This is a genomic window from Veillonella magna DSM 19857 (assembly GCF_000428745.1).
Lineage (GTDB): Bacteria > Bacillota > Negativicutes > Veillonellales > Veillonellaceae > Veillonella_A > Veillonella_A magna.
This window is the reverse complement of record NZ_KE386795.1, coordinates 374,791-397,944: the sequence shown is the minus strand read 5'-3', so window position 1 is coordinate 397,944 and position 23,154 is coordinate 374,791. Positions and strand designations below refer to the sequence as shown.

Here is a 23,154-nt window from a genome sequence, read left to right as displayed (position 1 = left end):
GTAATAAGCAGAGGAGTATAGCAATGAGTGAAAGACATTTTAAACGTATCGTGTTGAAACTGAGCGGAGAAGCGTTGGCCGGTGATCAAGGGTTTGGTATTAATCCGGTTGTAGTAGAAGGCATTGCCAATGAAATTGCAGAAATTGCCAGAACTACCGATTTACAGATTGCCATTGTAGTTGGCGGCGGTAACATTTGGCGCGGTTTGGCCGGTAGTGCAAAAGGCATGGATCGTGCTTCGGCTGACTACATGGGCATGATTGCAACCGTTATGAATGCTTTGGCATTGCAGGATGCCTTGGAAAACGCCGGCGCGGCTACTCGTGTTCAAACGGCTATTGCTATGCAGGAAGTGGCAGAACCGTATATTCGTCGTAAAGCAATTCGTCACTTGGAAAAGGGTCGTATTGTTATTTTCGGTGGTGGTACGGGCAATCCTTACTTCTCCACGGATACAACAGCAGCTCTTCGCGCTGCTGAAATTGAAGCGGATGCTATTTTAATGGCTAAAAAATTTGCTGACGGTGTATATGATTCCGATCCTAGAACTAACCCGGATGCAAAGAAATTTGACGAACTTACATACATGGATGTAATCAGCCGTGAGTTAAAAGTTATGGACTCCACATCTACAACCTTGTGTAAGGATAATAATATCCCTATTGTTGTATTTAGCATGGATATCCCGGGCAATATCACTCGTGCTGCCAAGGGAGAAGCCATCGGTACTATCGTAAGAGGTGAAAACTAATGGAAATCCAAGAATTATTGACACAACAAGAAACTCGTATGGACAAGACAATTGAAGCATTGAAGCAGGAGTTTGCCTCCATTCGTACGGGACGTGCCAGCACATCGTTATTGGACAAAATTACCGTTGATTATTACGGAGCTCCTACACCGGTAAATCAGGTGGCAAATGTATCTGCTCCGGAACCGCGTATGATTTTGATTACACCGTGGGATAAATCTATGATCGGTGCTATCGAAAAGGCAATCTTACAATCTGATTTAGGATTAAATCCCAGCAATGATGGTGCCGTAATTCGCTTGGCTATTCCTCAGCTTACGGAAGAACGTCGTAAGGAGCTTGTTAAGGTGGTTCATAAAAGAGCCGAAGAAGCCAAAGTAGCTATCCGCAATATTCGCCGCGATGCTAATGAGGTGCTGAAAAAAGAAGAAAAGGCTAAGACGATTACGGAAGATGACTCCAAGGACGGTCAGGAAAAAATTCAAAAGTTAACGGACAAAAAAATTAAAGCCGTTGATGATTTGAAGGATAAAAAAGAAAAGGACGTATTGGAAGTTTAATGATTGTGTTAGAGGATATAATCGGCTTGCCATGGCAGCTCGCAGAAGGACTTTTGCGGGCTGCCAATGTCCCTTTTACGGTATCTGTCGGGCAAAATTACAATAAATTTTTTAAGATAGATAGCGATGGCTATTACGTAGCACGCATTACAAGCAATGGTACTTCTTATGAAGTATTACTGTTTCATCCCATGATTAACAGTGCGTTTGAGAAGTGTAAAGAGGTGCAATATGCTGAAACGATTATTGGGTAAGAAAAAGGCTGAACGAGTGGCCTCTACTACATTAGATCCAAATAATATACCTCGTCATGTGGCTATTATCATGGATGGCAACGGAAGGTGGGCTAAACGGCGTGGATTACCACGTACAATGGGACATAGAGCAGGTGCGGAGGTATTAAAGAAAATAGTGCGTGCCGCTGACTCTGTAGGTGTGAAGGCATTAACGGTGTACGGTTTTTCTACGGAAAATTGGAAACGGCCGGCATCAGAAGTATCACTGCTTATGAATTTGATTGGTGAATATTTGACCGGAAATGTACAGGACATGCATGCCAATAACGTACGTATTCGTTTTATCGGGCACATAGAAGGTCTTAATGAACAATTACAGAGAATTATAGCCGATGCAGAAGCATTGACAAAAGATAATACGGGCTTGATGCTGCAGTTAGCCATTAATTACGGTGGCCGTGATGAGTTGGTACGAGCAGCGCGCTATTTAGCTGAAAAAGTCGGCGCCGGTGAGATGACAGCAGAAGAAATTACGGAAGAGCGCATGGCACAGTCCTTGTATACACCGGAATTTTCGGATGTTGATTTGCTGATTCGTCCCAGCAACGACTTTAGAATCAGTAATTTCTTGCTTTGGCAATTGGCGTATGCGGAATTTTGGTTTACCGATATATGTTGGCCTGATTTTACGGAGCGTGTATTATTCGATGCGATTCGAGCGTATCAACAACGAGAAAGACGCTTTGGCGGATTGAAAACGGAGGAGTAATATGCTGAAAACCAGGGTAATTACTGCGATTGTAGGAATTTGTATCGCTATTGGAGCCATCACCTACGGCGGGCTTTTATATAATGGTCTGGTAGCATTGCTGACTATCGTCGGTTGGCGTGAATTTTTGGTTATGATGAAACGCCGCAAGATTGAACTCCCCTATGTGTGGGGCTATCCGGCTGTTATCATAGTCATGGGATGTTTACTGGCAGGTGCCTATACGACTGCTTTGGCAGCTGTGGTAGTTTTGTATCTGCTGCTCGGTGTGTACTATATATTTTCTGCGCGTAGCAATGAGTTAACAGCGATTGCGTATGGTTGCCTTGGCTTTACATATACGGTATCGGGGATGGCTGCACTGATTCTTTTGCGTGATCATACAGTATATGAAGTATTCCGGCTATCCTTTATACCGACATCTCCGGGTGTATATTACTTGTGGCTATTATTGTTATGTACATGGGCCAGCGATACCTTTGCGTATTTTGCGGGACGGCTGTGGGGAAAACGAAAGATTGTTCCTCGTATCAGTCCGAACAAAACACTGGAAGGCTTTATCGGAGGCTTTATAGGATGTATATGTACCGGTTTGCTGTATGCGTTTATTGCCGGTATTGCTGTACATGATGGTATAGCTATAGGTGCATTAGTCGGTGTAGCAGCCCCCTTGGGGGATTTGTTTGAATCTAAATTAAAACGCGATAGCGGTGTAAAGGATTCTGGTGTTCTCTTGCCGGGGCATGGCGGCGTACTGGATCGTTTCGACAGCCTCCTTTTTGCAGCACCGCTTACATTAGTATATTTACTTGTATAAGAATAGAAGGAGTCCCTATGAAAGGCATAAGTATTCTTGGGAGTACCGGTTCTATCGGCACGCAAACATTGGATGTTATAAGACAACATCCCTATTTATTCAGGGCAGATGCACTAGTTGCCCATAGTAATATCGATGTATTGGAAGCACAGATTAAGGAGTTTTCCCCAAAAATTGCCGGTGTTGTGGATGAAAAAGCATATGTACAATTAAAGGCTCGTTATCAAGGGGAAACTGTCCTTATCGGCGGTCATGAGGCACTAATGGCCGCAGCTGTCTGTGAAAGTGCCGATATGATAGTAACCGCCGTAGTGGGTGCCGTAGGGATTGAACCGACTATCGCGGCTATTAAAGCAAAAAAAACAATTGGTCTGGCCAATAAGGAAACGTTAGTGGCCGGTGGGCCTTTGATTACGGCACTTTGCAAGGAATATGGTGTAGAATTACTTCCTATTGATAGCGAACATAGTGCTATTTTTCAATGCTTGGAAGGACAGACACGCGACAATGTGGATTCCTTACTGATAACTGCATCCGGCGGACCGTTACGTTTATGGCCGTCGGAAAAAATCGCTACCGCAACGGCAGCCGATTGCTTGAAGCATCCTACATGGAACATGGGAAGCAAGATAACCATTGATTCGGCCAGCCTGTTTAATAAGGGGTTGGAAGTTATAGAAGCACATTGGTTATTTGGCTTTGATTTTGATCATATTAAGGTAACGGTGCATCCGCAAAGTATCGTTCATTCCATGATTATGATGAAGGACGGTGCTATATTGGCACAATTGGGAAATCCTGATATGCGCGAACCTATACAATATGCATTGACGTATCCGAAGCGTTATCCGTTAAAAATGGATACCCTGCGCTTTGAAGACGCATTGCAATTAGAATTTTTCCCACCGCGGTACGATGATTTTCCGGCGTTGCGTCTGGCTTACGAAGTAGGAAAGGCGGGAGGATTTAAACCGGCTATCTTCAATGCTGCTAATGAAACAGCGGTATATGCGTTCCTTGACGGAGCAATTCGTTTTGGTGATATTTATAAAACCGTTGTCGGAGTTCTGGAGCAAGCAGAAAGTGATTCGGAGTTTACATTGGAAAATCTATTGGCCGTTGATAGTTGGGCACGTCGTAAAGCACGAGAATTAATGGTATAGGAGAGTATATGATAACTATATTGGCATCAATTTTCGTTTTCGGCATCATTGTATTTATTCACGAATTAGGACATTTTATAGCGGCAAAGCTTTGCCGAATGCGCGTAGATGAGTTTGCCATCGGATTTGGTCCGGCATTATATAAACAGCAAAAGGGTGAAACACTCTATTCTATTCGAATGATTCCTTTGGGCGGATATAATAAAATTGCCGGCATGGATCCGTCGGAACCCATCGATGAACGATCGTTTTTGTCAAAACCGGTGTGGCAACGCTTTATCGTGATTGCCGCAGGTGCTACTTTTAATTTTTTACTCGCCATTGTCATCTTCTTTGGCGTATTTGCTACCGTTGGTTCAATGCAACCTTCCAACGAACCGATTATTGGAAGAATTGTCAATGGATCTCCGGCAGAAGCGGCACATTTTGAAATTAACGATCGTATTACAAGTATTGACGGTAAACCCGTTGCCGTTTGGGGTGATATTACAAAAAATCTGGAAGGTACTGCGGGAAGAGTGATTCCCATCGTAGTGGAACGAAACGGTGAAACACAGGAAAAAGCGGTTATTCCGATGAAGGCCGAAACGGGTGTTTCTGTTATAGGTATTAATCCGACTAGTATTAGTCAGTCCTATTCTATAGGTGAGGCAGCAGTTCAATCTGTTGTAGTTACGCGGGATATTTTGCGGGATATGCTAACCGGTTTATGGACAATGATAACCGGCAAGACAGCAGCAGAAGTATCTGGGCCCATAGGGGTGGCTCAGATGGCGGGGCAAATTGCTCAAGCCGGCTTCGTTTATTTGTTGCAATTTACCGCTATACTTAGTCTAAATTTAGGTGTTATCAATCTACTGCCGATTCCTGTGTTGGATGGTGGGCACTTAATTATGTTACTGATTGAAGGAATAACAAGACGTCGTATGCCACCGCGTGTGTTGCAATATATTCAAATGGCAGGTCTTACCATTTTATTATTGATTTTCATATATGCAACAACCCATGACATAAGTCGCCTTTAATGATATAGGAGAAACTGATGATTACAAGAAAACCAACACGTGGTATCCAGGTAGGAACTGTAAAAATCGGTAATGGCGCACCGATTAGTGTACAATCTATGATAACCACCAATCCTGTTAAATCCGAACAGGCTATTGCCGAAATCAACCGTTTAGCTGAGGCAGGCTGTGAATTGGTGCGCGTTGCCGTGCCGACGATGGAAGCTGCTAAAGCGCTGAAAGCAGTTAAGGCCGGTGCTCATATACCGGTCATTGCCGATATTCATTTTGATTATCGCTTAGCGTTGGAAGCAATCGAAAGCGGCGTTGACGGTTTACGTATCAATCCGGGAAATATCGGTGGCGAAGCAAATGTGCTGGCTGTCATTGAAAAAGCCAAGCCAAAACATATTCCTATTCGTATCGGTGTTAATGCCGGATCTTTGCCGGCACATATTTTAAAAGAGTATGGCGGACATCCTTGTGCCGATGGTATGGTAGAAGCAGCTTTGGAACATGTTCGGATTTTGGAACGCTTGGATTATAGAGAAATGAAGCTTTCCATTAAGGCTACCGATGTACCGCTTATGATTGAGGCGTATCGTAAATTATCAGACAAAGTGGATTATCCGCTTCATTTAGGTGTTACCGAAGCAGGAACGGTTACACAAGGAACAATTAAGTCGGCCATTGGAATTGGATCGTTATTAGCCGATGGAATCGGTGATACCTTACGCGTATCATTAACCGGTGATCCGATTCATGAAGTAGAAGTAGGAAAAACAATTTTGAGCTCTTTAGGACTGAGAAACTACGGAGCTACTATGATTTCCTGTCCTACCTGTGGCCGTTGCCAAGTAAATTTATTTGACATGGCTGAAATTGTCGAAGAACGATTAAAATCTATTAAAGCACCGATTCGCGTTGCCGTTATGGGTTGTGTAGTAAATGGTCCGGGAGAAGCCAGAGAAGCTGATTTTGGGATTGCCGGTGGTGACGGTAAGGGAATCGTGTTCTGTAAAGGTGAAATTATAAAGACTGTTCCGGAAGCGGAATTAGTTAATGCATTGTTTGAAGAAATAGATGCATATTTAGCAAAGGAGTCGTAGTTAAAGATGTTAGCTAGTAAGTTGTATGCCCCGACGTTGCGCGAAACGCCGGCCGATGCAGATGTTATCAGTCAACAATATATGTTGCGTGCCGGTTTTATCCGCAAGATGGCCAATGGCCTATATACGTACTTGCCTTTGGCATGGAAAAGCATTCGTAAAATCGAAGCCATTGTGCGAGAAGAAATGGAACGTGCCGGTTCTCAGGAAATCATGATGCCTATAGTTCAGCCAGCGGAAATTTGGCAGGAATCGGGTCGTTGGAAAGTATATGGCGCGGAAATGATTCGCCTTAAGGATCGTCATGACCGTGAATATTGCTTGGGACCAACTCACGAAGAAATGATTACGACTTTAGTGCGTAATGAAGTTAATTCGTATCGTCAACTTCCATTGAATCTGTTTCAGATGCAAAGTAAGTATCGCGATGAACGTCGCCCTCGCTACGGTTTGATGCGCAGTCGTGAATTTATTATGAAAGATGCGTATTCCTTTGATATGGATGAAGAAGGATTGGATGCATCGTATAAAGCTATGTACGATGCATATGTTCGCGTGTTTACACGATGCGGTTTATACTTTAAGCCGGTAGAGGCAGACTCCGGTGCTATCGGCGGAAGTAACAGTCATGAATTCATGGCTTTAGCCGATGCCGGTGAAGCTGATGTGATTCATTGCAAAAATTGTGACTATGCGGCCAACATTGAAATTGGTAAACCGGCGGTGCTGAAAGCAGCTGTGGCCGAACCGGAAGGCAAATTGACGCTCGTAGATACACCGGATGCAAAAACGATTGATGCTGTAGCTACTATGCTTGATTTGCCGTTGGAACGAACCATCAAGGCAGTTGTATACAATGTAGATGGGACAGTCGTACTTGCTATTGTTCGCGGCGATCACGAAGTGAATGAAATTGCATTGCAGCATGCTATGGAATCTACGGTAGAACCGGAAATGGCTTCGGATGAAGATTTAAAACGTGTAGGCTTAACAGCAGGCTTTATCAGTCCGGTAGGGTTGCATCAGACAGATGATTTTGCTATCGTTGTTGATGAAACGGTTATGGAAATGTACAATGTATGCGGTGGTGCCAATAAGCGTGATGCCCATTACATTAATATTAATCCGAAACGTGATTTTGATACAAAGGATATGCGTATCGCGCCGATTCGATTGATTACGAAAGACGATCGTTGTCCTCATTGCGGTGGAGAGTTGGAATTAGCTAAGGGCATTGAAGTCGGTCAAGTATTTAAATTGGGGACTAAGTACAGCGAAGCATTACATGCAACTTTCTTAAATCAGTCCGGTCGTCCGTCTCCGTTGGTAATGGGGTGCTATGGTATCGGGGTATCGAGAACATTGGCAGCGGCTATCGAACAATCCCACGATGAAAACGGAATTATTTGGCCGCGCGCCATCGCACCTTTTGAAGCTGTGGTAGTACCAATTAATGCTAAAGATGAACAGTTAATGTCTATGGCAACTACGGTTTACGACGCATTGCGTAAGGCCGGTGTCGACGTATTGTTAGATGATCGTAAAGAACGCGCCGGTGTCAAATTTAAAGATGCCGATCTTATCGGTTATCCGATTCGATTGACAATCAGCAAAACTACGGCGGAAACAAATGAAGTGGAAGTACGCATCCGTAAAGACGGGGAAAGCATCACCTGCAAATTAGAAGATGTAGCCGACGTGGTATGTGATCGATTACAAGCATTATAAATGTTTGCTTCGTAAATTTTTAAAAGTATATAGCAAAAGCAGTCTTGCCTGTAGGGTAAGACTGCTTTTTATATAAAATGACTTGAATTGCGAATATTTGTTTGCTATGATGATACAAGATGACAAAGGGAGGTTACAGGAATATGCATATAGGAATTGACATCATTGAAATAGAGAGAATTGCTAACGCTGTGAAGCGTCCTTCTTTTGTTCATCGCGTTTTTACGGAACGTGAGCAAGCCTATTGCAAGGGACGAGGAAAGCAACAATATGCATCCATGGCCGGAATTTACGCAGCTAAAGAGGCATTTCTTAAAGCGTTGGGCACAGGCTTGCGATATGGTTCGTGGCAAGATATCTGCGTGATTCACGATGAGTGGGGCGCACCGCAATTGGAGTGCAGCGGTGTGTTCGGACAGATGGTTGAAGAGAGGAATATAACAAAGATAAGTCTTTCCATTAGTCACTGTCATGCATATGCAGTGGCCAATGTAGTTATGATGTGAGTCGTTTATATGAAAGGAGATATATTTTATGCGTGTATGGAGTAAAAGCGAGGCGCAATATGTAGATCATTGTATTCAAGAAGATTTAGGAATGCCTTTGGGGTATGCTATGGAAAATGCCGGTCATGGGGTGGCCGATGTTATTTCTGAAGCAGATGTACAGAGTATCTTCATTATTTGCGGTACAGGGAATAATGGCGGCGATGGTATGGTAGCAGCGCGTCATTTAAAAGCACTCGGTAAAGAAGTGTTTGTCTATGTCATTGGAAATATAGATAAAGGAACAAGCCTTTGTCAGGAACAATTTGCTATCTGCCAGAAATTGGAGTTGATTACCGACTCGTTAGATATGCTGCCTACCTGTGATTGTATAGTTGATGCTATTGCCGGTACCGGTATAGTAGGTGATTTGCGAGATGACCTACGCCAGGAATTAGATATGATACAAACACATATTCAGAAAATGACGTATGAACCATTGGTAGTAGCTATTGATGTACCTACAGGTCTCGTAGCAGATACAGGAGCTGTGGATTCGGCAACACTGGCAGCGGATGTGACGGTAACATTGGGAGCTGTAAAGCAAGGTATGTTGCTGTATCCGGGACGCAGTTATTGCGGGACGATTGTGGAAAAAGGATTAGGCGTATCTTGGGATATGTTTATCGAACCAAGTCGAACTATGTATGTCACGACTGAATTTGCTAAAAAGTTGTTACCGCAACGAATACCTACGGCGCACAAAGGCACCAATGGGCATGTCGTTATATTAGGCGGTTCCGAAGGGATGTATGGCGCTCCCGTAATGGCAGCCGAAGCAGCGGTATATAGCGGCGCCGGTAAGGTGACATTAGCAGTGCCTACATCCTGCTTGGATATCGTTACACAAAAAGTTATGCCTGAGGTGATGACAGGATCATTTGGAAATATGTTGCATGTGCGTATGCATACCGTCGATAAAGATGCTGTCGCTATTGGTCCGGGCTTAGGGAGAAATCAAGAAGCAAAAGAGATGGTACGTAATTTTGTAAATACCTTTGAAGGTCCTTTGGTAATTGATGCCGATGGCTTATTTGCACTGGGTCGCATAGAAACAATGGGAACTACTTTTATTGATCGTCAACGCCCAGCAGTACTTACACCGCATCCCGGCGAGTTTGCAGCCTTAACGGGAATGACCATTGCGGATATTGAAGCCTCTCGCGTAGAAGTGGCCAGAGAATTTGCTACAAAACACAATGTAGTTTTAGTCCTAAAAGGCGCACCGACGGTTGTTGCTTTACCTGGTGGTCACGTATATATCAACGGCAGTGGCAACGAAGGCATGGGCACAGGCGGTATGGGCGATGTACTGACAGGAATTATTTCAGCTTTGATTGGACAAGGTCTTCCCGAAAGCCGAGCTGCTGTTTTAGGCGTTTTCCTCCACGGTAATGCAGCTGACCGCTTGCATGAGATAAAACCTTTTGGCTTTACGCCTAGTGAAGTGGCCCGTGAAATTGGTATTTCCATACAGGCGCTGATGACTGAAGAAGAGTGAGGCGTAGTATGAAAACAATTAAACATTATTTAGCTCTTCTTTGCATGATGATAGCCGTTGTATTTTCCTTGGCAGGGTGTGGTCCAAGCGTAGCTTCCACATCAATTAGTAACGGAAGTTCGCATACAGCTACTACGTGGCATGGTGAATCACTCGATGTGTATACGTTAGACATTGGGCAAGGAGATGCGCATTTAATAAAAATAGGCGATGAATATACACTGATTGATACCGGTGATGTAGATCATCGTGAAGCCATTGTCAAGCAATTGAAAGCGCTTCATGTCAATCGGTTGAAAAATGTGATTATCACACATCCTCATGCCGATCATCTTGGTGGCTTTTATGCTATTGCCAAAGCGATTCCCATTGAAAATGTATACGATAATGGCTTTGAAGCTAAGAGTACGGTATATAAGACATACCGAAAAGAGTTAAATAAAATGGGAATTACACCTAAAGCTTTGCGGAAGGGTGATATTGTTACCCTTGGCGATGGTGCTGTATTTGAAGTATACGCTCCATGGGATACGGAACTTACGGATAAAAAGGGAAAAGCCGATCTCAATAATAATTCTATTGTAGGTAAACTAGTGGCCGGCAAGTTCTCTATGCTATTTACGGGCGATGCGGAAAAGGAAGAGGAAGCACGTCTTATTAAGGAAGAAAACACCAAGCTTTCCAGTCGTGTCTTAAAGGTGGGACACCACGGCAGCAAAACATCTTCATCGAAGGATTTTATTCGTTCCGTTCGTCCGGAAATTGCGGTTATTTCTTGTGGATTACACAATGATTACGGTCATCCTCATAAAGAAAGCCTGCAACGATTGCTAAATGATGGGAAGGAGGTTTCACCGACAAAATCCATCACTATATATCGTACGGATACGATGGGACAAATTCATATTCATACGAACGGTGATAGCTGGTCGGTTACGACAGAACGATAATATATATCGGTTACGACAGAACGATAATATATATTTGGAATATATATAGTACGTAGATAAATACGTAGATAAATACGTAGATAAATGACGAGAGTCATCGCAGTAGCGGTGGCTCTCGTTGTTTTGTAATCAACAGGTAAGTGTGGTATAATACAGTAGTTAAGCATCGAGAGTGACTGTTACTTTGATAGGAGTGATTAAATTTGCGTAAAGTTTGGTTAGCCTTGGCTACCGTAGTTATGTGCTTACCTATGTTGATGACTACAGTAGCGGCCCGGACAGAGGTAACGGATGTGCATTGGGTAACACGCATAGATGCCCCGATACCTTTCGTACGCGTTGTGTTGAGCCTGTCGAGCCCAACCGATGCTACAGCCACGATTGATAAATCGGGACTGAATACAACAATTGTATTAAAGAATGCGGAAATTAAAGGCGCCCCTTCACAGGTAAAAATGGATAAATCCATTGCTTCATCGGTAAGCTTGGCCGAGAAGGGCAAAAATGTTAATGTGAATATCAAGACACCGACATCCATAGATGAAAATGACGTTAAAGTATTTTCTTTAACAAAAGATACCGTGAATAATAAACCGTATCGTATGGTTATTGATATTCAAAAGAAAGGCGTAGCACCGACCGATATGTATTACGGCAGTGATAAATGGCGTGCAGCTAAAGTAGCCAGAGAGGCAAAGAAGAAACCGGTTGCCCCTCAGGCGACTACCAATACAGTGAAATATCGTACCAGCGGTGGTATTGCCGGTAAAATTATTACCATTGACCCCGGTCACGGCGGTAGTGATCCAGGTGCAATCGGACCTACCGGCGTACAAGAAAAAGATGTAACCTTACCGATTGCGAAAGCTCTTAAAAAAGCATTGGAAGCAAAAGGGGCTAAAGTATTTATGACCCGCACTACCGATGTAGATGTGTACGCACCGAATGCCAGCGGTCCTGATGAATTACAAGCCCGTGTCAATGTGGGTAACTATAATTCGTCCGATTTATTCGTAAGTGTTCATATCAATTCTTTTACAAATCCAAATGTTGGCGGTATTGCTACTTATTATTACGATAAGACGCCATATGATACAAAACTGGCTTCCCGTATACAATCGCAAATTGCGGGGGAAAGCGGATTCGGCGGTGACCGAGGGATTCAACCGGGTAACCTGTATGTATTGCGACACTCTGCAATGCCGGCTGTATTAGTTGAATTAGGCTTTATATCCAATCCTTCGGAAGAAGCCCTGCTAAAGACGGAAAAAACACAGGAAAACTTTGCCGATGAAATTGCGGCAGGTATTGAAAATTATTTTAGGGGGTAACGACTATGACAAAGCACCTAAGGAATTTCCTCATGGCGGCCTTGGTCGTTATCATGACTATTGCAGCCGGTTGCAGTGGCGAAACGGCTAACAGCACAGCTGTAACTAAGGATAGCGGTGCAAAGGCAACCATGTCTGCTGAAGCTACGACACAAGAAGCAGCCAACGATCCGATGAGTAAAATGGTAGTATACGTGCCGACCGATGACGGACGCGGTGTACGACCACAATCTGTTACCTTGGACAGTAATAAGAAGACAGTGAAATATGCATTGTCTGTGATTTTTGAAGAAGATGCTCGTCAAAAATATCCTGTTTTTGCTAAAGGCACAGTTGTAAAAGGTGTGACTGTTAAAGACGGTATTGCCACGGTAGACATGAACAAGGCCTTTGTGGCAAACGATAACGGCGGCGAGCTTACCGCACAATTACGTTTGGCAGCGGTTGTAAACACAGTAACGGAATTCAAAGATGTAAAAGGTGTGTTGTTCCGAATTGATGGAAAACCGCTAACATCTTTCGGCGCTTATGATTTGAGTGATCCGTTGAGTCGAATGGATAATTTAATTGTAAAATAATGGCTTAGACATGCATATCTGGGTCAAGCAAATCCCGTATCCACGTACGATACGGGATTTTGTTTCATCAACTGATAAATTTTGATATAATGCTAGGATAGAAGTGGATTAGAACAGAACCATCATAGGAGTATATGAGGAATACGTCCCGATAAGAAGGTGGATGATGTGGAGGAGTAAGCTATGCAGATGCGTGAAATGGGTGAATTTAATTTTATAAAATCTGTAGCAGATGATACTATATACGATATGAGCACTGTAATATATGGTATTGGAGATGACTGTGCCGTATATAAAGCCAAGGAAGGATATCATCAATTAGTCAGTACGGATATGATGGTGGAAGGCATACATTTTTCGTCGAAGACGACGGCTCCTTTTGATATAGGCTACCGTTTAGGTACGGCAAATATTAGTGATATAGCAGCTATGGGTGGTGTGCCGCGACAGGTCGTTATCGCTGTGGCTGCTCCACCTGACGGTAATTCTCAACGATTGCAAGAAATGTATGAAGGCTTGAAATCTATTTGTAAAACGCATCACGTCAATATTATAGGCGGCGATACGGTATGCACCGATGGACCGTTGACAGTATCGTTGACAATTATCGGTGAAGTGCCGGAAGAAACAGAGCTATACCGCAGTGGAGCACAAGTAGGTGATGTAGTTGGCATTACCAATACCATCGGTGATTCAGCAGTTGGTTTGGAGGCACTACTTGATAATGCACGTGGCTATTCACATTGTAAACGAGTACACCAACGCCCGGAACCTCAAGTATATTTAGGAAATGTGCTTCGCAGTTTGGGCGCGCACGCAATGAATGATATCAGCGATGGCTTGGGGAGTGAGTTAAACGAAATAGCCCATGCATCGGGCGTTGCCATTGAAATCGATGAAACCGCTATGCGTTTCCATCCGGAAGTTATACAATGGGCAAAGAAAAAAGAAATTTCTCCTTGGTCATTCGCGTTGTATGGAGGTGAGGACTTTCAACTTGTCTTTACCATTCCGGAGGATATAGTCAACGAAGTTTCTGCGTTGGAAGGAATTCAACTGATTGGACATGTGGTTTCCGGTGCCCCCGGGGTTTGCCTACGAACCGCACAAGGTGAAAAGAAGATCATTCCGGCACAGGGATATAATCATTTTTCAAAGTGATTGGGATTGATTAGGCTACATAAAATAAAACAGGCAGTACATATAGTGTAAAATAGTCAATAATAGAAATAAATAGTAATAAATAGTAATAAATAGTAATAAATAGTAATAGAAATAGACAGTAATAGAAAGTGTTAGGTGACATGATGACAGGTACTGCAAATTTGCTGTGTCAAACCTCATCGGTAGAAGATACACGGCGTTTAGGTGAACGGTTAGGCACCTTTATGAAATCCATGGATGCACCGCTTTGCGTTGCGTTGATTGGTGATCTCGGGACAGGAAAAACCCATTTTTCTCAAGGTATTGCAATCGGATTCGGTATTAATGAAGAAGTGACCAGTCCTACGTTTGCTTTAATGAATACCTATGAAACCGCAGATGACAATTTATATCATTTTGATTTATATCGTCTTGACGAAGAGGATGAGTTAGCTCCTATCGGATTTGATGAATTTACGGATGACACGAAAAGCATTGTTGAGTGGGCCGACAAATTTCCGGACGCTATGCCTGAGGAAACATTGTGGGTAACAATTAATCGCATTAGCGATACAGAACGAAAATTTATATTTTCTTCATCGTATATCCTTTATAACGAGCTCGTACAGATTGGAGGTCCCTATGTATTTGGGAATTGAAACAAGTAGTGCTGTGTCAAGTATAGCATTGGCTGATGAACATTCTTTTGTCGGTGAATTGACAGTATCGGCGGGATTAACTCATTCCGAACAATTAGTTCCCCATATTGAAGGATTAATGAAGCAGTGTAACATTACGCCTGCTGATATAGCAGGCATTGCAGTTAGCATCGGTCCCGGTTCTTTTACCGGTTTACGAATCGGCATGGGGACAGCCAAAGCAATGGCATACGCTCTTAATATTCCTTTGGTAGGAATCATGACAATGGATGCATTAGCGTACAATTTTTATAATTCACAGCATCGAATCGGTATATTGATCGATGCACAAAAAAAGAACGTTTATGAAGCTCGCTATCATTGGGAAGAGGAACAACTCATATGCGATCAGTTACCACAGGTACGTGCTCGGAGTGAAGTTATCGAGGAATTGTCGCAAGGTACGGATATAACTATGGTTGCCGGTGATGGAGCCGTGAAGGCGGCTACGGCTATCGAGGAGGCAGGCGGGTCGATTGCGCTGGCACCGCTTTTACTACGCATGCCGAAAGCTTCGTCGCTTTTAATGGCGGCCATTCCACATTTTACTTCCGGTGATACGACCGATGCCATGACGTTATTACCCTACTATATCCGCCGCTCCGAGGCAGAGGTATTGTGGGAAAAAAAGCATCCCGATGCAGCGCGTAACGAAGAAACACCGTCGGTTATCGTAACGGATGCAGCGAAGGAGGAACCATAATGTTTGTTGTGCGTCAGGCAACCAAGGCAGATGCCGAAGCAATCTATGCCATTGAAACTGATTCGTTCTCAACGCCGTGGTCGTTGGAGTCTGTCATTCGCGAGTTAGAAGAACAGAAAGAACGTATTTATTTTTTGGTGGAAGAAGACGGACAGGCAGTTGCCTATGCCGGTGCCTGGATGGTATATGACGAAGGGCAAATTACGAATATCGCAGTTCGTCCCAAGAGTCGCCGCGAAGGCTACGGTGCTATTGTGACGCGTAAGCTAATAAAAGAACTATTTAATCGCGGCATGACGGAAATATTTTTAGAGGTGCGTATTTCTAACATAGCTGCCCTGGCATTATATCGTCGTTTAGGCTTTACGGTAAAGGGAATACGAAAATCCTATTACACCAATCCAACTGAGGATGCCTATATCATGTCGCTGGTTAAGGAGGAAATACTATGAGCATCTACACATTGGCAATAGAAAGCAGCTGTGATGAAACATCAGCTGCTGTATTGCGAGACGGGCGTACCGTGCTTTCAAATGTTATTTCCAGCCAGGTACCCATTCATCGAAAATTTGGCGGTGTAGTTCCCGAAATTGCGTCACGTCATCATATTGAACAAGTCGTACCTGTAGTGGATCAGGCGCTTGAGGACGCCGGCGTGCGATTGGAAGATATTGATCATATCGGGGTTACGTACGGCCCGGGCCTTGTGGGAGCCTTGTTGGTTGGTGTAGCGGCTGCTAAAGGGTTAGCCTTTGCCGCAGGGAAACCGCTTATCGGCGTCAATCATATGGAAGGCCATATTTTTGCTAATTTTCTCGCTAATCCGGAGTTAGAGCCTCCGTTCTTAAGTTTAGTCGTATCCGGCGGGCATACTATGCTGGTTGTGGTAAAAGATTATGAAACCTTTGAAGTTTTGGGACAGACACGAGATGATGCAGCCGGTGAAGCGTTTGACAAAATAGCGCGAGTTATGGGATACCCCTATCCCGGTGGACCTCACATTGATGCCTTGGCTGCTAAGGGAAATCCAAATGCTATCGAATTCCCGAAAGCATTACACGAAAAAGGAAATCTCGAATTTAGCTTCAGTGGTCTTAAATCGGCAGTCTTGAATTATTTGAACAGTGCTAAACAAAAGGGGACGCCTATCGTCGATACCGATGTGGCGGCTTCCTTCCAAAAGGCAGTATTAGATAGTTTGGTGGAAAAAACCAGAGAAGCAGCACGTATGACCGGGCAGAAGGTAATTACGGTGGCCGGCGGTGTATCAGCCAATCAAGGTCTTCAACGGTCATTAGCACAGATGTGTGAAGAAGAAGGGTTAACATTCTATCGTCCCGGACGAATTTTAGCAACGGATAATGCAGCTATGATTGGTTGCCGTGCCTATTATATGGCGAAAGCAGGAAAATTTTCAAAGTTAACATTGAACGCCAAACCGTCAATTCCATTAGGCGATGAATCCTGGCGCGGATAAAGTGAGGAGGCTTGCGCATGGAACAGTATAAGGAGTATTGTCGTCTTCATACCGATAAGACAGAAGCACAAATTAGTTTGTTAGCGTTAACCGCCGGTTATTTACCCTTTGCGGCGAGCTTAACACATCAGGAAGCCTATGTGCTTACCAACGCTGACGATGATCGGCTTATACTGTACGGGCAAGGACGATTGCTCGGAGACGGTGACGGTTCAAAGGGGTTTAGCATACTTTTAAAAGAAGAAAATGATAAGTTGTACGAAATGGCTAATACGTCATTGCCCGTGCGTAATCTGGTGAGCGATAAGAAATCGTCTTTATACGACCTAGAAGGTTATCCTATTATCGACAACGGCGGAAAATTGATTGGCAGTATTATTTTTTTACAGCGCCATGAGTCGGATGTTACTTCGGAAGAAATAGAACGGCGACATCTGTTAAATGAATCGGCCTATATGGCTATTATGGTTCCGCTACTCGAACAACCGGATCTCTATACACCCGTATCCTATCAAGACGGTATTATCATTTTTAGCGGAGAGGGTACCATCATATATGCTAATGATGCCGCAGCACAAATGGTAGATGTTCTCGGCTTTGATAAACGTCTGGTAGGGACCAGTGTGTTCGGCGGAGCCTTGAAGCTATCCTTGGTAAAGCGTTCCATACTGTCTCATCGCGGTGTTCGTTTTGAAGAAACATACGGAGATATTACGATTGAACAAACCTTAATTCCTATAACGGGGCGAGGTCGTCATCAACGTCATATTCTCGTATTGAAAGACACTACTGTGCTCAGGCGAACCGAACAAGCATTATTAGTAAAAAACTCTGTGATTAAAGAAATTCACCATCGTGTAAAAAATAATTTACAAATTATTGCCGGATTGTTGCGAATGGATGCACGTCGTTCAGAGAGTGATGAAGTAAAACGCTCGTTGCAAGAAGCGGTCAGCCGTATTGAAAGTATGGCCTTAGTCCACGAAGTTGTTTCCCGATATGAAGAAGATTATATTGAACTGCGTACCATATGTGAAGAGTTGGGGCGATTGTTAATCCAGTCTATGGTTCCCAGAGATATTAACGTACATTGCGATTATCGAGGGCAGCGAATCCTTTTGGATTCTCGACGCGCCGGCTATGTATCACTGTTAATTAACGAATTGATTGCTAATAGCTTGGAGCATGGCTTTATAGAGCCCTTTGTGCAAGGTAAAACAATCCAAGAACATTCGTATGTACACATTCAAGGAAGCGAAGAGGACGGTCGAGTACGCTTACGTGTAACGGATAACGGTATAGGGTTTCCTGCAAACTTTGATGGCAAGCGTTCGCGACGATTGGGACTTAGAATTATTCACAGCCTTGTAGAGAATGAATTACACGGTGAGATTACCTTTGAGTCCGGTACGAGCGGTGGGGCTTCGGTATGCATTACCTTTACCAATTTGTAATACAACATAACATATAATAATTGGGATAGAGTATACCGATGACAAAATAAGAGAGCAATTATAAAGTAGAGATAAAGGGGGATGCCAATCATGCGCGTGCTTGTTGTTGACGATGAATCATTAATCAGAATGGATATATGCGATGCCTTGGATGCAGCCGGCTACGAGATAGTAGGTGAAGGGCAAAATGGAGTTGAAGCACTGCAGTTAACAAAAACATTACAACCGGACATTATCGTGATGGATGTTAAGATGCCTGAACTCGACGGAATCGAAGCGGCTCGCCAGATTCGACATTTACAAATTGCGCCGGTCGTTTTACTTACTGCTTATAGCCAACAGGATTTGGTAAAAAAGGCAGCCGAATCCGGCGTGTACGGGTACTTGATCAAACCTCTTAATGAAGTACAACTCATTCCTACCCTGGAAATGGCATACAATCGCTTTCAAGAAAGTCAGCTACATCGCGAAACGATTGACAAATTGGAAGATACATTGGAAGAACAAAAATGGGTTCGTAAGGCCACAGCCATATTGATGGAAAATTTAAAAATCAATGAAGACGTTGCCTACAGACGTATCCGTAGTTTTGCTATGGATAAACGGCTGCCTGTTATCGAAGTGTGTCGACGAATTATTAAAGAACAAGAAAAGAAAACAGTACGCTAACTATTGTGAAGGAAGAAACCCTTTGATGTAATGGCATCTATCGTAATGGTGCTTGTTATATTAAAGGGTTTTTATAGTATGCGTTTCATAGTATGTTCCTTTAGAGTATATACTGTTACATATTCCTTACACATATTTCGTACATCGAAGTACCTGATAGAGGGTGATAGGTATTCGCGCATTCAAATTATGTAATTGTTTTAAGTCAAAAAGTCAAAAAAGGACTTGCAATTATTTTCAGTTTGGATATAATAATAACTGTGATTAGCACTCGAGGTTGTTGAGTGCTAACAACAAACTTGAAAGACATAAATCAAAGGAGAGATTCATAATGATGAAACCGTTAGGCGATCGAGTTATCATTCGCGTGCTTGAAAAAGAAGAAAAAACTAAAAGTGGTATCTTTTTACCGGATACAGCTAAAGAAAAGCCTTCCGAAGGTGAAGTAGTAGCTGTCGGTGCAGGCAAGGTTTACGACAATGGCCAGCGTGTGGCTTTAGAAGTAGCAGTTGGTGACAAAGTAATGTTCTCCAAATATGCCGGCACAGAAGTTAAGATTGACGGCGTTGATCATCTCGTAATCAGCGAACGTGATATCTTGGCAATCATCGGCTAAGCGTAACATAATTAACAACACGATTTGATACATCACACTGACATAAATGGTATCACCTATTGATGAGGTGATAATAATGGAGGTAGTTTTAAATGGCAAAAGAAATTCTTTTTAACGAAGATGCACGCCGTGCGTTAGGTCGCGGTGTAGATGCATTGGCAAATGCAGTAAAAGTTACGTTGGGACCAAAAGGTCGCAATGTTGTATTGGATAAAAAATTCGGCGCACCGACAATTACCAATGACGGTGTAACAATTGCTCGTGATATCGAATTGGCCGATCCGTTCGAAAACATGGGTGCACAGTTGGTGAAAGAAGTAGCTACCAAAACTAACGATGTTGCTGGTGACGGTACTACGACCGCAACTGTTTTAGCACAAGCTATGATTCAGGAAGGTATGCGCAATGTAGCAGCCGGTGCTAACCCGATGATTTTGAAAAAAGGCATCGAAATGGCTGTAAATACATTGGTAGACGAAATCAAAAAACGTGCTATTAAAGTAAACGGTAAAGCCGATATTGCTCAGGTTGCATCCGTATCTGCTGCTGACACCGAAATCGGTGGTTTGATTGCAGAAGCTATGGAAAAAGTTGGTAACGACGGCGTAATTACCGTAGAAGAATCCAAAGGCTTACAGACAGATCTCAACGTAGTAGAAGGTATGCAGTTCGACCGTGGTTACATTTCCCCGTACATGGTAACAGATGCCGATAAAATGGAAGCTGTTATGAACGATCCGTACATTTTGATTACCGATCGTAAAATCAGTGCTATTGCTGACTTGCTTCCGACATTGGAAAAAGTAGTAAAACAGGGTAAAGAATTGCTCATCATTGCCGAAGATCTTGATGGCGAAGCATTGGCTACCTTAGTAGTTAATAAATTGCGCGGTACTTTCAAAGCGGTAGCCGTAAAAGCTCCGGGATTCGGCGATCGTCGTAAGGCTATGCTCGAAGATATTGCTATCTTGACCGGTGGTACGGTAATTACCGAAGACATGGGTCGCAAATTGGATAGTGTGGACTTAGTTGACTTAGGTAGTGCTCGTCAGGTTCGTGTAACTAAAGATGAAACTGTTATTATCGACGGCGTTGGCGATAGCGAAGCAATTAAACAGCGTGTAAGCCAGATTCGTGGCCAGTTGGATGAAACTACATCCGAATTCGATCGTGAAAAATTACAGGAACGCCTTGCTAAATTATCCGGCGGCGTAGCAGTTATCGAAGTTGGTGCAGCTACCGAAGTCGAATTGAAAGATAAGAAATTGCGCATCGAAGACGCTTTGAATGCAACTCGTGCAGCCGTAGAAGAAGGTATTGTTGCCGGCGGCGGTACTACTTTCATCGACATTGTATCTGCTTTGGATAACTTGCACGAAGAAGGCGATGTTCAGACAGGTATTAACCTTGTAAAACGTGCTGTTGAAGAACCGCTTCGTCAGATTGCTTACAATGCAGGTCTCGAAGGCTCTGTAGTTGTTGAAAAAGTTAAGAATACCGATGCAGGTATCGGCTTTAACGCCTTGACCGAAGAATATACGGATATGGTAAAAGCAGGTATCGTGGATCCTGCTAAGGTAACTCGCTCTGCGTTGCAGAACGCCGCATCTATTGCCTCTCTCGTATTGACTACGGAAACTATCGTAGCTGATAAAGTAGAAGAAAACGCAGCTGCCGCACCGGCAATGCCTCCGATGGGTGGCATGGGCGGTATGGGTGGCATGATGTAATGCCCCGCTGAGTGATCCGTTTCATTCAACTCATATAAATAAAAACCGTTGTCTTTGCTAATAGCAGGCGACGGTTTTTTATTTATCTATAGAGTATGCGCAAAAGAGATGTTAGTATGCATATTATGACTTTCTATAGAATTGACAGTGTGAATCTTTATCAATATAATAGGTATAGTTAATCTTATATGCATACAAAAAACAATAATCAGAATAAAAAATAAGGAGAGAGATTATGAACGAAAAAAAAGTACCGTTTACCGGTGAACAGTTGGAGAGCATCATTGCTCAGTACCCAACACCTTTTCACATCTACGATGCTAAGGGGATTGTAGAAAATATTCGTCGTTTTATCAAGGCCTTTTCTTGGGCAAAGGATTTTAAAGAATACTTTGCGGTAAAGGCGACTCCGAATCCATATATTATGCGTCTCTTACAAAAAGAAGGCGTAGGTGCCGATTGTTCTTCCCTGGCAGAGTTAGTACTTTGTGAAAAGGTTGGTATTACAGGTAGTGATATTATCTTTTCCTCCAATGATACGCCTTACGAAGAATATGCGAAAGCATTGGAAATGGGTGCTATCATCAACCTGGACGATATTACACACATCGCGTATATTGAAAAGCATAACGGTCGTTTACCGGAACGTCTTTGCTTCCGCTATAACCCGGGTTCGCTCAAAGAGGGAGGCAATACTATCATTGGTTTGCCGGAAGAGGCTAAATATGGTATGACGCAGGATCAAATTATCGAAGCTGTAATGTACTGTAAGGACCATGGCGTGTCGCATTTCGGTTTGCACACAATGGTTGTGTCGAACGAGCTTGACATTAACGGTCTTATCGGTACGGCAGAACTCATGTTTGATTTAGCACTTCTCGTGAAGGAAAAAACTGGTGTGGAAGTGGAATTTATTGACTTTGGCGGCGGTATTGGGGTAGCGTATAAGCCTGAGCAGACACCGGTTGATTTTGAAGCATTAAGTGCCGGTATTAAGAGAGCCTACGAAGAAAAAATTGAAGGTAATGGGCACAGTCCTATTTCTTTAGCCTTTGAATGTGGTCGTATGGTAACAGGGCCGTACGGATATTTGGTAGCTACCGCTATTCATCGCAAAGATATTTATAAACACTATATCGGCTTGGATGCGTGCATGGCGAACCTCATGCGCCCGGCACTGTACGGTTCCTATCATCATATCACTGTAATGGGTAAGGAACAGGCACCGGCAGATCATGTATATGATGTAACGGGATCGCTTTGTGAAAATAATGATAAATTCGCTATCGATCGTCATCTACCTAAGATTGACATCGGTGATCGCATCGTTATTCACGATGCCGGTGCACATGGTCATGCGATGGGTTTCAACTACAACGGTAAGCTTCGTTCCGCAGAATTATTGCTTCACGAAGATGGTCGGGTAGAGCTCATTCGTCGTGCAGAAACGTTGGATGATTTATTTGCTACCTTGGATTTCAGCAAATTGTAAAAAATTATCAAAAACAAAGAATTTAATCCCTGTAAAGGGTATCGAAAAAATTAATTCTATGATATAATATTTTACGTCGTTTAGCGAAATCACTAGATATTTCAAAAAAATAGGAAACTATAGAGAAAA

The 23,154-nt window shown here is 43.2% G+C and carries 24 protein-coding genes; all 24 read left to right on the top strand.

Annotation, left to right across the window (positions count from 1 at the left end; translation table 11 throughout):
* Positions 1-23: 23 nt before the first annotated feature.
* The gene (gene pyrH, locus G344_RS0108770; protein WP_028255877.1) at positions 24-752 is read left to right on the top strand and encodes a UMP kinase; all 729 of its coding nucleotides are present in this window, start codon (positions 24-26) and stop codon (positions 750-752) included.
* Entirely contained in the window at positions 752-1,312 is a 561-nt protein-coding gene (gene frr, locus G344_RS0108765) for a ribosome recycling factor (RefSeq protein WP_028255876.1), read from the top strand. Before pyrH ends, frr begins: the two co-directional genes overlap by 1 nt.
* Positions 1,312-1,566 carry a hypothetical protein gene (locus tag G344_RS0108760; RefSeq protein WP_028255875.1) on the top strand — a complete coding sequence of 85 codons (255 nt, stop codon included), beginning with the start codon at positions 1,312-1,314 and terminating at the stop codon, positions 1,564-1,566. The genes frr and G344_RS0108760 overlap by 1 nt, the downstream gene beginning before the upstream one ends.
* On the top strand, positions 1,544-2,317 hold the full coding sequence (locus G344_RS0108755) for an isoprenyl transferase (protein ID WP_028255874.1): 774 nt from the start codon (positions 1,544-1,546) through the stop codon (positions 2,315-2,317). The genes G344_RS0108760 and G344_RS0108755 overlap by 23 nt, the downstream gene beginning before the upstream one ends.
* Before the next feature lies 1 nt (position 2,318).
* Positions 2,319-3,134 (top strand): phosphatidate cytidylyltransferase, encoded by an 816-nt coding sequence (locus G344_RS0108750; protein ID WP_028255873.1) that lies wholly within the window; start codon positions 2,319-2,321, stop codon positions 3,132-3,134.
* Between the two features lie 17 nt (positions 3,135-3,151).
* A complete protein-coding gene (locus tag G344_RS0108745; protein WP_028255872.1) occupies positions 3,152-4,297 on the top strand; it encodes a 1-deoxy-D-xylulose-5-phosphate reductoisomerase in 1,146 nt (381 codons plus the stop codon).
* An 8-nt stretch (positions 4,298-4,305) separates the two neighbouring features.
* The gene (rseP, locus tag G344_RS0108740) at positions 4,306-5,322 is read left to right on the top strand and encodes an RIP metalloprotease RseP (protein ID WP_028255871.1); all 1,017 of its coding nucleotides are present in this window, start codon (positions 4,306-4,308) and stop codon (positions 5,320-5,322) included.
* Positions 5,323-5,339: 17 nt separating this feature from the next.
* Positions 5,340-6,410, top strand: a complete 1,071-nt coding sequence (gene ispG, locus G344_RS0108735; protein ID WP_028255870.1) for a flavodoxin-dependent (E)-4-hydroxy-3-methylbut-2-enyl-diphosphate synthase — start codon at positions 5,340-5,342, stop codon at positions 6,408-6,410.
* 6 nt (positions 6,411-6,416) lie between these two features.
* A complete protein-coding gene (locus G344_RS0108730; RefSeq protein WP_028255869.1) occupies positions 6,417-8,138 on the top strand; it encodes a proline--tRNA ligase in 1,722 nt (573 codons plus the stop codon).
* A 143-nt stretch (positions 8,139-8,281) separates the two neighbouring features.
* Positions 8,282-8,644 (top strand): holo-ACP synthase, encoded by a 363-nt coding sequence (acpS, locus tag G344_RS0108725; RefSeq protein ID WP_028255868.1) that lies wholly within the window; start codon positions 8,282-8,284, stop codon positions 8,642-8,644.
* A 28-nt stretch (positions 8,645-8,672) separates the two neighbouring features.
* The gene (locus G344_RS0108720) at positions 8,673-10,184 is read left to right on the top strand and encodes a bifunctional ADP-dependent NAD(P)H-hydrate dehydratase/NAD(P)H-hydrate epimerase (RefSeq protein ID WP_028255867.1); all 1,512 of its coding nucleotides are present in this window, start codon (positions 8,673-8,675) and stop codon (positions 10,182-10,184) included.
* Positions 10,185-10,192: 8 nt separating this feature from the next.
* Positions 10,193-11,134, top strand: a complete 942-nt coding sequence (locus tag G344_RS0108715) for a ComEC/Rec2 family competence protein (RefSeq protein WP_028255866.1) — start codon at positions 10,193-10,195, stop codon at positions 11,132-11,134.
* 203 nt (positions 11,135-11,337) lie between these two features.
* Positions 11,338-12,465 (top strand): N-acetylmuramoyl-L-alanine amidase family protein, encoded by a 1,128-nt coding sequence (locus G344_RS0108710; RefSeq protein ID WP_028255865.1) that lies wholly within the window; start codon positions 11,338-11,340, stop codon positions 12,463-12,465.
* 5 nt (positions 12,466-12,470) lie between these two features.
* Complete coding sequence (locus tag G344_RS0108705; RefSeq protein WP_028255864.1) at positions 12,471-13,043, top strand: GerMN domain-containing protein; 573 nt, start codon at positions 12,471-12,473, stop codon at positions 13,041-13,043.
* 183 nt (positions 13,044-13,226) lie between these two features.
* A complete protein-coding gene (gene thiL / locus G344_RS0108700; protein WP_028255863.1) occupies positions 13,227-14,204 on the top strand; it encodes a thiamine-phosphate kinase in 978 nt (325 codons plus the stop codon).
* 146 nt (positions 14,205-14,350) lie between these two features.
* Complete coding sequence (gene tsaE, locus G344_RS0108695) at positions 14,351-14,845, top strand: tRNA (adenosine(37)-N6)-threonylcarbamoyltransferase complex ATPase subunit type 1 TsaE (RefSeq protein ID WP_028255862.1); 495 nt, start codon at positions 14,351-14,353, stop codon at positions 14,843-14,845.
* Entirely contained in the window at positions 14,829-15,587 is a 759-nt protein-coding gene (gene tsaB, locus G344_RS0108690; protein WP_028255861.1) for a tRNA (adenosine(37)-N6)-threonylcarbamoyltransferase complex dimerization subunit type 1 TsaB, read from the top strand. The genes tsaE and tsaB overlap by 17 nt, the downstream gene beginning before the upstream one ends.
* Entirely contained in the window at positions 15,587-16,039 is a 453-nt protein-coding gene (rimI, locus tag G344_RS0108685; RefSeq protein ID WP_028255860.1) for a ribosomal protein S18-alanine N-acetyltransferase, read from the top strand. Before tsaB ends, rimI begins: the two co-directional genes overlap by 1 nt.
* Positions 16,036-17,064 carry a tRNA (adenosine(37)-N6)-threonylcarbamoyltransferase complex transferase subunit TsaD gene (tsaD, locus tag G344_RS0108680; protein ID WP_028255859.1) on the top strand — a complete coding sequence of 343 codons (1,029 nt, stop codon included), beginning with the start codon at positions 16,036-16,038 and terminating at the stop codon, positions 17,062-17,064. Before rimI ends, tsaD begins: the two co-directional genes overlap by 4 nt.
* 17 nt (positions 17,065-17,081) lie before the next feature.
* Entirely contained in the window at positions 17,082-18,518 is a 1,437-nt protein-coding gene (locus tag G344_RS11180) for a sensor histidine kinase (RefSeq protein WP_051245887.1), read from the top strand.
* A gap of 90 nt (positions 18,519-18,608) precedes the next feature.
* Positions 18,609-19,187, top strand: coding sequence for an ANTAR domain-containing response regulator (locus G344_RS0108670; RefSeq protein WP_028255858.1), 579 nt, complete (start codon positions 18,609-18,611; stop codon positions 19,185-19,187).
* Positions 19,188-19,518: 331 nt separating this feature from the next.
* Positions 19,519-19,803 carry a co-chaperone GroES gene (gene groES / locus G344_RS0108665; RefSeq protein WP_028255857.1) on the top strand — a complete coding sequence of 95 codons (285 nt, stop codon included), beginning with the start codon at positions 19,519-19,521 and terminating at the stop codon, positions 19,801-19,803.
* Between the two features lie 92 nt (positions 19,804-19,895).
* Positions 19,896-21,533, top strand: a complete 1,638-nt coding sequence (gene groL / locus G344_RS0108660; protein ID WP_028255856.1) for a chaperonin GroEL — start codon at positions 19,896-19,898, stop codon at positions 21,531-21,533.
* 235 nt (positions 21,534-21,768) lie between these two features.
* On the top strand, positions 21,769-23,025 hold the full coding sequence (locus G344_RS0108655; RefSeq protein WP_028255855.1) for a diaminopimelate decarboxylase family protein: 1,257 nt from the start codon (positions 21,769-21,771) through the stop codon (positions 23,023-23,025).
* Positions 23,026-23,154: the final 129 nt, after the last annotated feature.